This is a genomic window from Rhodococcus sp. IEGM 1354 (assembly GCF_030056855.1).
GTDB lineage: Bacteria > Actinomycetota > Actinomycetes > Mycobacteriales > Mycobacteriaceae > Rhodococcoides.
On sequence record NZ_JASHKT010000013.1, the window covers coordinates 17,896 to 28,665 of the forward strand.

Consider the following 10,770-nt stretch of genomic DNA (forward strand, 5'->3'; position numbering starts at 1 on the left):
GAAGCAGACTACTGCCGATCGCCCCACGGGTTCGGCACCGACACCGACCCTAGGCGTCGACGAAGCGGGTCGGTATCGCCGGTTCGCCCTGGGACAGTGCGAGCCCCTCCCACGGCAGGCTGACCAGGCGTCGAGCGAGGAGCTCCCGACCCTCGGCGAGAGTCGGTAGATCGGCGACACGTCGGCCGCCACGCATCAGCGGCGTGGTCAACGTCTCCACCGTCAGACCGTCCTCGACCGTCGGTGCAGCGTCGAACGGGTGCACTATTTCCTCGACGGCCGTACCGGTCCCACGTGCGGTCCGCAGCGCAGCTTTGGTACCCCCGCGCGATTCTTTGTGACTGCTGCGCTTGGCGACGGGAATGCCGTCGACAGTGACCAGCTTGTAGACCATTCCTGCCGTCGGCGCGCCCGAACCGGTGACCAGCGACGTGCCGACGCCGTACGAATCGACGGGTTCGGCGCGCAGCGCGGCGATCGCGTACTCGTCGAGGTCGCCGGAGACGACGATCCGCGTATTCGGCGCGCCGAGAGTGTTCAGTTGGTCGCGGACCTGACGGGCGAGGACACCGAGGTCGCCGGAGTCGATGCGGACACCGCCGAGCTCCGGACCGGCCACCTCGATGGCATTGGCCACGCCCTGCTTGATGTCGTACGTATCGACCAGCAAGGTCGTTCCCACCCCGAGCGCTCGGACCTGAGCGGCGAAGGCGGCCTTCTCGTCGGGGCCGTCGGCGGTGGTGTGCAGCAGCGTGAACGAATGCGCCGATGTGCCTGCTCCGGGGACGCCGTGGCGTCGGACGGCTTCGAGGTTGGACGTCGCGGTGAAGCCGGCCAAGTAGGCCGCGCGCGATGCAGCGACCGCCGCCTCCTCGTGGGTGCGCCGCGATCCCATTTCGATGATCGGCCTGGCCTCGGCGGAGGCGACCATGCGCGCTGCCGCAGAGGCGATTGCGCTGTCGTGATTGAGAATCGAGAGCACCACGGTTTCCAGGACCACGCACTCGGCGAACGTGCCGCGGACCGTCAGGACGGGGGAGCCGGGGAAGTACAGCTCGCCCTCGCGGTAGCCGTCGATGTCCCCGGTGAAGCGGTAGTTGCGCAGCCACTCGACGGTATCGGCGTCGAGAAACTTCGACACGACACGCAGCTCGTCCGGGCCGAATCGGAAGCGATCGACGGCGTCGAGAATGCGCCCGGTGCCGGCGACGACGCCGTACCGGCGGCCGCCGGGAAGCCTGCGGGCGAAGACTTCGAAACTGCACGGTCTTTCTGCGCAGCCGCTGGCCAGAGCCGCGGACAACATCGTGTACTCGTACTGGTCGGTCAGCAGTGCAGTGCTGACTCCGTCGCTGGAAAGCGTGTGATCGGTGGTCGCGTCATTGCTCACCTCGATCACACTACGAGCGCAGGGGCGAACGTGTGGGGTCGGCCCGACACGCCGTACCCTGTTGCCATGCCTTGGTTGACGGTGGATGGATCGCTTCTGCCCGTGGACGGCTTCTCGGCACTCGAGGTCGCGGCGTCGTCGCCGCAGGCGGTGCCGGCCGAAACCGAGGCCGTCGCTGCCGACGAGGCGCACGACACTCCGTGGGTCACCATCGTCTGGGACGACCCGGTCAACTTGATGCACTACGTGACCTACGTGTTCCAGAAGCTCTTCGGCTACAGCAAGGCCAAGGCCACCGAGTTGATGATGCAGGTGCACTCGGAGGGCAAGGCGGTCGTGTCGAGCGGCGAACGCGATGCGATGGAGAACGACGTCAGGAGGCTGCACGCGGCGGGCCTGTGGGCCACCATGCAGCAGGACAAGTAGTCAGCAGTTCGCCACCTCTACGTCAGAGAAGGACATCACCGACAGTGCGCACGTGGACGAGACGGAATTCGTTGTCCGGGGTCAAGATCAAGTCCGAGATCGACGCTCGTGAGGCGGCGGTGCTCAAATCTCTCGTCGCATCCGTTCTCGGCCTGTTACGCGATCGTTCCGCCGCGGCACCCACCGACGAGCTCGCCGCGCTGACCGGGCTGCGCACCGGCCACAACAGCCCGCCGGACGATGCGGCGCTGGCACGGTTGCTTCCGGACTTCCACCGCGCCGATCCCGAACACGACGATCAGGATCCGGCCGATCTGAACGGTGCCCTCCGCGGTTTGCACGAACCCGAGATCATCGACGAGAAGTTGGCTGCCGGGTCCGTGATCCTCGCGACCCTGCCCGAGTCCGGCGGGAAGATCGTGCTCACCCAGGAACAGGCCGACGCGTGGTTGACGGGTCTCAACGACGTGAGGCTGGCGCTCGGGACCACTCTCGGCATCAGTGCGGACACTCCCGACGTACTCGACGAGGGCGATCCTCGTGCTCCCCATCTGGACGTGTACCACTGGTTGACCTGGATGCAGGATTCCCTCGTCCAGGTCCTCGTTCCCTAGGACGCTGACGTGACCGCAGCCTTCTCGAAGCCCGGGCCCCGAGACTGCTTGACCGATGTGGCGGGTCTGTTCGTCGGCCATCATCACGAACTCGACGACGACGCCGCGATGGGGTCCGGTTCGGCCACCGGGTGCACGGTGGTGCGCGTCCTCGGTGGGGCGACGGCGGCAGTCGACGTGCGGGGCGGCGGACCGGGAACGCGCGAGACCGATCTGCTCGATCCGAGCCATTCGGTTCAGCAGGTCGACGCGATCCTGTTGACCGCGGGCAGTGCGTACGGTCTTGCGGCCGCCGACGGCGTCATGCGGTGGCTCGAAGAACACGAACAGGGCATCCCGATGGACAGTCCGGCTCACGTCGTGCCGATCGTGCCGGCTGCGGTGATCTTCGATCTTCCGGTCGGCGACTGGGCCGCGCGCCCCACCGCGGAGTTCGGCTACCGTGCCGCGGCCACGGCGGCGACCGAGTTCGCGACGGGATCGGTCGGGGCAGGAGTCGGTGCTCGCGCCGGCGTGCTCAAAGGTGGGGTGGGCACCGCGAGCACGGTGATCGAGGGCGGTCCGGCCGACGGAGTGACGGTTTCGGCGCTGATGGTCGCCAACCCTGTGGGCGCGGTGTTCGATCCGCGCACCGGGTTGTTGTGGGGCACCGGCACACTGGGGCCCGCGGAATTCGGCATGCGCAGTCCCGACGTCGACGAGGTGCGGACCGCGGCGGCGCTCGAACCCAAGGCCACAGCTCTGAACACCACGATCGGCGTGGTTGCGACGGATGCGCCGCTGTCGTCGGCGTCGTGCAAGCGAATAGCCGTCGCGGGTCACGACGGACTCGCGCGGGCCATCAGACCTGCACACTCGCCACTCGACGGTGACACCGTCTTCGCCGTGTCCACGGGTAGCAGGGCCGTCGCCGCCGAGTCCTCTGTGCCCGCAGCATTCTCCCCGGAACTACCGGTACTGGCCGCGGTCACCGAAGCCGCGGCGATCGTCGTCGAGCGAGCCATCGTCCGGGCCCTGCTCGACGCCACCTCGGTGGCCGGCATCCCCACCTATCGCCAGATCTTCCCCTCCGCATTCACGGCATCGCGTCCCTGACCGGCGGGTAGCCGCTACCGGTACCGTGGAGAGACAGAGGCTGGAGGCGATCATGAGTGAGACCGGCAAGCTTCCCGGTGAGCGAGAGCGGCCCGCGTGGATGCAGGCAGCCGTCTTCGTCGGGGGCTTCGTGGCGCTGTTGTGGATCATCGAGATCATCGATGTCGCCAGCGGATCACGGCTCGAGCAGAACGGTATCGAGCCTCGTTCCGCCGACGGGTTGTGGGGCATCCTGTTCGCGCCCGTGCTGCACGACGACTGGCAGCACCTGATCGCGAACACGGTTCCTCTGATCGTGCTCGGATTCCTGGTGTTGCTCTCGGGGATTGCGCGTGGTCTGGCTGCCACCGGGATCGTCTGGGTGATCGGTGGCGTCGGTACTTGGCTCACGGCCGGCACCTACAGCAACACGATCGGCGCATCGATTCTGATCTTCGGCTTCATCACGTACCTGCTCGTTCGTGGATTCTTCACCCGACAACTCGGCCAGCTCGCGATCGGGGTCGTGGTGTTCGTGCTGTACGGCAGCGCTCTGTGGGGCGTGCTGCCGAGCGATCCGAACATCTCCTGGCATGGTCATCTGTTCGGCGCGGTGGGTGGGGTCGTCGCGGCGCGGCTGCTGTCCGCCGACGCTCGGGCCGACAGAGCGCGCGCCAGAGCACTCGATCGTCCCACTCCGTAGGCGGTAGGTAACCGCGAGCACAGCTGTGTTCGGGCATGAAATTCGCCGACTCGCGCCGTCAATACTGCCCGAACGTTTCGAGTGACGCGCTCGGCGTGGCAGCATGGCTTTCATGCGAATTACCGTCCTGGGATGTTCGGGCAGTGTGTCCGGACCCGATTCACCCGCGTCGGGTTACCTCCTGGAAGAAGAGGAGACCGCGCCGGTCGTTCTCGATTTCGGGCCCGGCGTCCTCGGGGCGTTGCAGCGTTATGTCGATCCGGGTGACGTGAGCGTTCTGCTTTCGCATCTGCACGCCGACCACTGCCTCGACGTTCCCGGTCTGCTCGTGTGGCGTCGCTACCACCCGAACCCGCCGGAGGGGCGCGCGATCGTCTACGGGCCGAAGGACACTGCGTTTCGGCTCGGGGTGGCGTCGGCCGAGTGTGGCGGACAGATCGACGACATGTCCGACACCATCGATCTGCGCCGTTGGGTGGACGGCCGGACCATCGAATTCGGACAGCTGTCGATTCTGACCCGGCAGGTGTTCCATCCGCCGGAGTCGTACGGCATGCGGGTCACCACCGGTGGCGGAAAGACATTCGCGTACAGCGGCGACACCGGTATGTGTCAGGCGGTGCAGGATCTGGCGCAGGGTGCCGATGTCTTTCTCTGCGAGGCGTCGTGGACCGACAGCCCGGATCGGCCCGAGGGCGTCCACCTGTCCGGTATCGAGGCAGGTCGCATAGCTCGAGAAGCCGGAGTGGGGGAGCTGCTGCTCACACACATTCCACCCTGGACCTCGCGTGAGGACGTCATCGCCGAGGCGAAGGCGGAGTTCAGCGGACCGGTGCATGCCGTCGAGCCAGGGGACGCCTTCACCGTATGACGACGCGCTAGGCTTCGAGTCGTGTCCAGACGAGAAGACGGCAGAGCGGACGACGAGCTCCGCACCATCAAGATCACCCGCGGATTCACCACTCACCCGGCAGGGTCGGTGCTGGTCGAATTCGGCAACACCAGGGTGATGTGCACGGCCAGCGTCGAGGAGGGCGTACCGCGCTGGCGGAAGGGATCCGGCCTCGGCTGGCTCACCGCCGAGTACGCGATGCTTCCCGCTGCCACCCACACGCGCAACGGACGTGAGTCCGTCAAAGGCAAGGTCGGCGGACGCACTCAGGAGATCTCCCGACTGGTCGGACGATCACTGCGCGCGTGCATCGATCTGGCAGCGATCGGCGAGAACACGATCGCCCTCGACTGCGATGTGTTGCAGGCCGACGGCGGCACTCGTACTGCTGCCGTGACCGGGGCGTTCGTGGCTCTCAGCGACGCCGTCACCTACCTTCGAGCAGCCGGGCGCCTGGCCGACCCACAGCCGATCTCGTGCATGATCGCCGCGGTCAGTGTGGGCGTCGTCGACGGCCGGGTGCGACTCGACCTTCCGTACGAAGAGGATTCGCGAGCCGAGGTCGACATGAACGTCGTCGCGACCGATACCGGCACTCTGGTCGAGATTCAGGGAACCGGCGAGGGCGCGACCTTCCCGCGCACGACCCTGGACAAGCTCCTCGATTCTGCGTTCGTCGGTATCGACAAGCTGTTCGAGGTGCAGAGGGAGGCGCTGGCGTTGCCGTACCCGGGGGATCTGCCCGAGCCTGCCACCGCAGAAACGAAGAAGAAGTTCGGTGCCTGACACCAAGCTGCTGGTAGCCAGTCGCAACGCCAAGAAGCTGCGAGAACTGCGACGGGTACTCGACGCCGCCGGCCTCGTGGGTATCGAGTTGGTCGGTCTCGACGAGGTGCCGCCGTTTGCGGAGGCACCCGAAACCGGAGCGACGTTCGAGGACAATGCGGCGGCCAAAGCGCGCGACGGTGCGGCGGCAACCGGATTGCCCTGCGTCGCCGATGATTCCGGGATCGAAATCGACGCATTGAACGGAATGCCCGGTGTGCTCTCTGCGCGCTGGTCCGGAACTCACGGGCAGGACGAGGCCAACACGGCGCTCGTGTTGGCGCAGCTGAGCGATACCCCCGACGAACGGCGCGGGGCTGCTTTCGTGTCGGCGTGTGCGTTGGCGGTCCCGGGCGGAGCCGAGACCGTCGTTCGCGGTGAGTGGCGCGGCGTTGTTGCGCGAGAGCCATTGGGCGACAACGGTTTCGGATACGATCCGATCTTCGTTCCGGAGGGGGACGGCCGCAGTGCCGCGCAGTTGGCTCCGGACGAGAAGGACGCGGCCTCTCATCGCGGCCGCGCGTTGCGCAAGCTGGTTCCTGCTCTCGAAGCGTTGACGGGGCGATAGTCGTGGCGGCGCGGGCAGTGTTGACAAGAACCACGGTCGTGCTCGCTGCCGCTGCCCTGTGTTCGGTGGGCATCCCCGCTTCGGCAGCGCCGGTCGCGGGATCGTTCGCCGAGGCCTTGGTCTACTCGGTGGCCCATCCAGGTGCGACGCCGTCGGGCGCGAACGATTACTCGTGCGTTCCCAGCGCTCGACATCCCGAACCGGTCATCTTGGTGCACGGTTTTTTGGAGAACTCCTACGCGAACTGGTCCTCGCTGTCTCCGGCCCTGGTCGATGCCGGGTACTGCGTGTTCGCACTCGACTACGGCAACACCGGGCCGGTGCCTGCGTTGGGAGCTCTGGGAACGATTCCCGAGAGTGCCGCGGAATTGTCCACGTTCGTCGATTCCGTGCTCGCGGCGACGGGTGCACAGAAGGTGTCGATCGTGGGCCACTCGAAGGGCGGCACGGTGCCGCGCTACTACGCCCGCTTTCTCGGCGGTGATCGCACCGTCTCGCGCATAGTGGCGCTGTCTCCGCCGAACTATCCGACCGCCGGTCCGCCGGTGCAGGACGACGTGCTCGAGCGGCTGAACGAGGGCAGCGACACGGTCGCGGGAATCGATTACACGACGATCGTGACTCGATACGACCAGGTTGTCGTTCCCTACACGGCGTCGTTGCTCACCGGAGCGGGGAATACGAACGTGGTGCTGCAGGACGTTTGCCCCGGCAATGTCGTCGAGCACACTGGAATCTCGTACGATCCGCTGGCTCAGCGGCTGGTGGAGAACGCGCTGGATCCGGAGAACGCGCCGCCGATCACCTGTTGACGTCAGACGCCGAAGTCGGCCTTGACCTGCTCGGTGCGCTTGTGCTCGACGTAGAACGACAGGAACGGAACAGTTCCGGCCAGCAGGGTGCCGATGGTCCGACCGGCCGGCCACCGCACCTTGATCGCGAGGTCCACCGTGAGCACGAGGTAGACGATGTAGACCCAGCCGTGCACGACGGGGATCCACGTCGGCAGGTTTTCGATCTTCAGAATGTACTTGGCGACCATCTCCGCCACGAGGACGAGCAACCAGATACCGGTGACGTAGGCGAGCACACGATAGCGCAGCAGCGCCGACGCGATCTTCCGAGTCTTGTTGGTGGACGCCTTGGTCTTGTCCGGTGCCGAACTCACGTGGTGCTCCTGTCGGTCCCGCGGGATTCGTTCAGCTCCGCGAGGTAGCTGTTGTACTCGAGAAGTTGTCTGGCCTCGGGGTCGTCCAGATCGGCGAAGTCCGGGTCTGCCGCGCGGCGCTGGGGGAGGAGGTCGAGAGGGACCTCGGTGGGCCCGTCGGGCTGCCCGGCGTCGGGCTCTTCCTGGTCCTCGTCTTCGAGGCGGACGAACTTTCGGTAGGCGTAGACGACGAACGCCGCGAACAAGGGCCACTGGAACGCGTAGCCGAGGTTCTGGCCGTTGCCGCCGACTGCCTCGAAGCGTTCCCACTGCCACCAGCCGAGACCGAGGCACACCGCCGCGGACACGATCACCAGCGCAATGAGCGCGGGTCGACGCTTCGGGCGGGATGAGGTCACCACTCGACGGTACCGGAGCAACTACTACCGAAGGTAGTCACGTCGGGTGGTCGGCCGGTGATTCTCACCATGAACGAGCCGGGTGCGACTCACGACCGACGACGGTTCGCCCGTGCTTCGGCAAGTTGCGCGGCACCGGGACCGGTGATGTCGGCGAGAGCACTACTGCGCCCCGTCAGCACCAAGGCCAGGGTGCCCGCCGATCCCTCGACGACGGGCCCCTCGCCGCGACTCCAGTCCACATCTGTTGCGCGCCATTGCAGTCGAAGCTCGGGGCCGTTGAACGGTGCCGCACCGCTTTCCGGCACCAGGAAGTCGAGCATCGTGGTCATGCGGTGCTCGGGAACGTGGTGCTCGATTCCCAGCGGCCTGCACACATCGAGCCCGTGCACGATGACGTCGGACAACGGCGCCAGCGGACCGTGGCCCGGTGGGGTGAATTTCTTGTCTGCATGAGCGGTCAGGAGCGCGGGCAATTCGTCGCCGTGCTTGCGCTTGATTCGCTGGGTCATCATCTGATTGGCCCGGTCGAAGTTCCCTCGGGTACGCATCATGGCGAGTCCGAACTGCCAGAGCGGGATGATCAGGGGCACCACGAGATGGGCGGCGACGTCGCGGACCGTCCAGGCGTCGCACAGCGATGGGGTGTCCCATTGTTCGGGTGTCAGTGTGTCGAAAGTGCGTGCGAGAGAGCGTCGTTCGTCGGAAGTTTCGGCGAAGATCGCGTCGTTGTCGGGATCGCTGGACATACGAGCCACCTTCACACGTCGGAACCTGTAGACCTGGGAGTCTCGAGAAAATCCGGGTCGAAAGACCGTTGTGCGCGAGGGGGGACTTGAACCCCCACGTCCTGAGACACTGGAACCTAAATCCAGCGCGTCTGCCAATTCCGCCACTCGCGCGTGCCGGTGAAGTCTACAACCGATGCTGCTGTGCGTGCGACGCGGTTCTTCGAGCCACGTCGACGTCCGATTAGGCTCGCCGGGTGGTGAAGAAGGAGAACTCGTTCGATCCGGCGCGCATCCTCGAACTGCTGTGGCGGGTCGACGCGAAACCGAGCCGAACCGGCCTGAGCGTCGATGCGATCGTCGACGCGGCAATCGAGATGGCCGATGCGAACGGGTTGGAGTCGGTGTCGATGCGCAATGTGGCCGAGCATCTCGGGGTCGGTGCGATGTCGCTGTACACCCACGTGCCGGGGCGTCAAGAGTTGACGGACCTGATGATCGATCGGTCTCTGGCAGATCTGTACACACACGTCGACGAGCCGGCATCGGTTCCCGGTGGGTGGCGGTCCGCGTTGCGATTCGTTGCCGAGCGCAATTGGGATCTCTATCAACGACATTCGTGGCTGCTCGACGCCGTCGGTGCGCGTCCGGTGCTCGGTCCGCACACCAACGACAAGTACGAGGCAGAGCTGCGCACCCTCGTCGGTACCGGGCTCGGTGATGTCAAGATCGATTCGGTGTTGACACTTGTTCTCACTCACGTGTCGGGGACCGCGAGGGCCTCGGCCGCGGTCGATCGGGTGAAGAAGCAGTCGGGAATGTCCGACGCTCAGTGGTGGGCGGCTACTGCACCCGTCATCGAGCGGGTGATGACGCGCGAGCGTTTTCCGGTGTCGTCCCGCATCGGGACGGCCGCGGCGACGTCGTACGACGCCGCCAGCGACCCCGTGCATGCCTATCGTTTCGGTGTGGAGTGCATCCTCGATGGCGTCGAGGTGATGATCTCGCAGATGTGATAATTCTGCAGAGTCAGCCCGCCGATCGGAGCGCAGCCTCGGAGTGACGCTGCGGCGGTCTGCGCAGCTTGTGCTGGTAACGCCAGAGCGCGTGCTCGAGCGAGGCGAGATCGATGTGGAGTGCGTCCGCTGCGGCGTCGAGAATCACGGGGCAGCGTTCCTCGGCGATGTCGGCGGCCAGGTCTCGATGGAGTGGTTCGAGAGCGTCGGCGACGAACGCGGTCAGATGTGCGGTCGCCTTGTCGGTGCGTATGCCGAGATGCATGAGCATGCACTCCCAGGTGGTCTCGCCGAGGCCAGGGATCGCGCGGAACGCGTCGAACTGTCCCGCGGTGTGCGCCACGAAGTCGGTCGAACAGCACAACCCCACCGAGATCAACGTCTGTGCCGCCACAGCGGCTGCCGCCGCCTTGGTTCGGCTGTTTCCTGGAACGAGCTGACGGTTGGACAGGATCTGCACGAGCTGATCCGGATCCGAAGTCAGTTCTGCAAGGGTTGTCAAGTCGTCCAGTCGGTTATCGCCGCGGTGTGACCGCCACCGTCCGATGACCGCTCGCACCCCACTGGTCGGTCCTCCGTAAGGAGCGCGCGCGGAGAAGATGGCGTCGAGTAGCGCCGCCTCGGATTCGCCGCGCCACCCCGGTGTCCAGTGCGGCGAATTCGATTGCGAGGCAATCAATTCGATGTGCGATAGCATTGCTTCGAGCTCGCCCGTCGTGCAAGTGTCCGTAACCGATGAATACATGAATTCCCCCCGGAGTTCGTCGACCGCCCTATCGGATGCGGTTCGTAGGAGAAAGCTAGGCGACCTCACCGACAGGTCACCGGACGCGCTTGGAGTGCTCGAGATCACATCACAAAAAGATAACGAAAAACGCGAGGGTTCCCTCATGTTCTGCCGTCGCCGCCGAGTCTCCCGCCAGGGTCGATGCCGGTTACTCACGAGTTGGGTAAACAAAAAGTAAAGG

14 protein-coding genes and 1 tRNA gene are annotated in these 10,770 nt (G+C 65.8%); 9 read left to right on the plus strand and 6 right to left on the minus strand.

The annotated features are described in order from the left end of the window. Window positions 1-49: 49 nt before the first annotated feature. Window positions 50-1,306 carry a nicotinate phosphoribosyltransferase gene (locus QM588_RS22075; RefSeq protein WP_283316664.1) on the minus strand — a complete coding sequence of 419 codons (1,257 nt, stop codon included), beginning with the start codon at window positions 1,304-1,306 and terminating at the stop codon, window positions 50-52. 150 nt (window positions 1,307-1,456) lie between these two features. Between QM588_RS22075 and clpS the strand changes: the two genes are divergently transcribed. From clpS to QM588_RS22115, 8 genes are all read left to right on the plus strand, one after another. Further along, entirely contained in the window at window positions 1,457-1,816 is a 360-nt protein-coding gene (gene clpS, locus QM588_RS22080) for an ATP-dependent Clp protease adapter ClpS (RefSeq protein WP_283316563.1), read from the plus strand. Window positions 1,817-1,860: 44 nt separating this feature from the next. Beyond that, a complete protein-coding gene (aosR, locus tag QM588_RS22085; protein ID WP_283316565.1) occupies window positions 1,861-2,430 on the plus strand; it encodes an oxidative stress transcriptional regulator AosR in 570 nt (189 codons plus the stop codon). A 9-nt stretch (window positions 2,431-2,439) separates the two neighbouring features. Next, on the plus strand, window positions 2,440-3,525 hold the full coding sequence (locus QM588_RS22090; RefSeq protein WP_283316566.1) for a P1 family peptidase: 1,086 nt from the start codon (window positions 2,440-2,442) through the stop codon (window positions 3,523-3,525). Between the two features lie 100 nt (window positions 3,526-3,625). Then, window positions 3,626-4,207, plus strand: a complete 582-nt coding sequence (locus QM588_RS22095) for a rhomboid family intramembrane serine protease (protein ID WP_442972962.1) — start codon at window positions 3,626-3,628, stop codon at window positions 4,205-4,207. A 112-nt stretch (window positions 4,208-4,319) separates the two neighbouring features. After that, a complete protein-coding gene (locus QM588_RS22100) occupies window positions 4,320-5,078 on the plus strand; it encodes a cyclic nucleotide-degrading phosphodiesterase (RefSeq protein WP_027497666.1) in 759 nt (252 codons plus the stop codon). Window positions 5,079-5,099: 21 nt separating this feature from the next. Then, a complete protein-coding gene (rph, locus tag QM588_RS22105; RefSeq protein WP_027497665.1) occupies window positions 5,100-5,885 on the plus strand; it encodes a ribonuclease PH in 786 nt (261 codons plus the stop codon). Beyond that, on the plus strand, window positions 5,878-6,492 hold the full coding sequence (gene rdgB, locus QM588_RS22110) for an RdgB/HAM1 family non-canonical purine NTP pyrophosphatase (RefSeq protein ID WP_283316570.1): 615 nt from the start codon (window positions 5,878-5,880) through the stop codon (window positions 6,490-6,492). The genes rph and rdgB overlap by 8 nt, the downstream gene beginning before the upstream one ends. A 17-nt stretch (window positions 6,493-6,509) precedes the next feature. After that, window positions 6,510-7,304, plus strand: coding sequence for an esterase/lipase family protein (locus tag QM588_RS22115; RefSeq protein ID WP_283316573.1), 795 nt, complete (start codon window positions 6,510-6,512; stop codon window positions 7,302-7,304). Window positions 7,305-7,306: 2 nt separating this feature from the next. Here the strand turns inward: QM588_RS22115 and QM588_RS22120 are convergent, their stop codons facing one another. The 4 genes from QM588_RS22120 to QM588_RS22135 all read right to left on the minus strand — a co-directional run bounded on the left by QM588_RS22120 (window position 7,307) and on the right by QM588_RS22135 (window position 8,960). Continuing rightward, window positions 7,307-7,660 carry a DUF3817 domain-containing protein gene (locus QM588_RS22120; RefSeq protein ID WP_283316575.1) on the minus strand — a complete coding sequence of 118 codons (354 nt, stop codon included), beginning with the start codon at window positions 7,658-7,660 and terminating at the stop codon, window positions 7,307-7,309. Beyond that, window positions 7,657-8,058 (minus strand): transcriptional regulator, encoded by a 402-nt coding sequence (locus tag QM588_RS22125; RefSeq protein ID WP_283316577.1) that lies wholly within the window; start codon window positions 8,056-8,058, stop codon window positions 7,657-7,659. Before QM588_RS22125 ends, QM588_RS22120 begins: the two co-directional genes overlap by 4 nt. A gap of 89 nt (window positions 8,059-8,147) precedes the next feature. Next, a complete protein-coding gene (locus QM588_RS22130; RefSeq protein ID WP_283316580.1) occupies window positions 8,148-8,807 on the minus strand; it encodes a maleylpyruvate isomerase family mycothiol-dependent enzyme in 660 nt (219 codons plus the stop codon). A 71-nt stretch (window positions 8,808-8,878) separates the two neighbouring features. Next, window positions 8,879-8,960: transfer RNA gene (locus tag QM588_RS22135), tRNA-Leu, on the minus strand. 83 nt (window positions 8,961-9,043) lie between these two features. Between QM588_RS22135 and QM588_RS22140 the strand changes: the two genes are divergently transcribed. Further along, complete coding sequence (locus tag QM588_RS22140; RefSeq protein ID WP_283316581.1) at window positions 9,044-9,802, plus strand: TetR/AcrR family transcriptional regulator; 759 nt, start codon at window positions 9,044-9,046, stop codon at window positions 9,800-9,802. A gap of 13 nt (window positions 9,803-9,815) precedes the next feature. On the opposite strand, the gene QM588_RS22145 is transcribed toward QM588_RS22140, so the two are convergent. Next, window positions 9,816-10,499: a hypothetical protein gene (locus QM588_RS22145; protein WP_283316583.1), complete on the minus strand. Its 684-nt coding sequence runs from the start codon at window positions 10,497-10,499 to the stop codon at window positions 9,816-9,818. Window positions 10,500-10,770 lie beyond the last annotated feature (271 nt).

Bases quoted from the DNA above. Each gene is read 5' to 3' on its own strand.
- QM588_RS22075 (WP_283316664.1), bottom strand. From the start codon at position 1,306: ATGTTGTCCGCGGCTCTGGCCAGCGGCTGCGCAGAAAGACCGTGCAGT.
- clpS (WP_283316563.1), top strand. From the start codon at position 1,457: ATGCCTTGGTTGACGGTGGATGGATCGCTTCTGCCCGTGGACGGCTTC.
- QM588_RS22095 (WP_442972962.1), top strand. From the start codon at position 3,626: ATGCAGGCAGCCGTCTTCGTCGGGGGCTTCGTGGCGCTGTTGTGGATC.
- QM588_RS22100 (WP_027497666.1), top strand. From the start codon at position 4,320: ATGCGAATTACCGTCCTGGGATGTTCGGGCAGTGTGTCCGGACCCGAT.
- QM588_RS22130 (WP_283316580.1), bottom strand. From the start codon at position 8,807: ATGTCCAGCGATCCCGACAACGACGCGATCTTCGCCGAAACTTCCGAC.
- QM588_RS22145 (WP_283316583.1), bottom strand. From the start codon at position 10,499: ATGCTATCGCACATCGAATTGATTGCCTCGCAATCGAATTCGCCGCAC.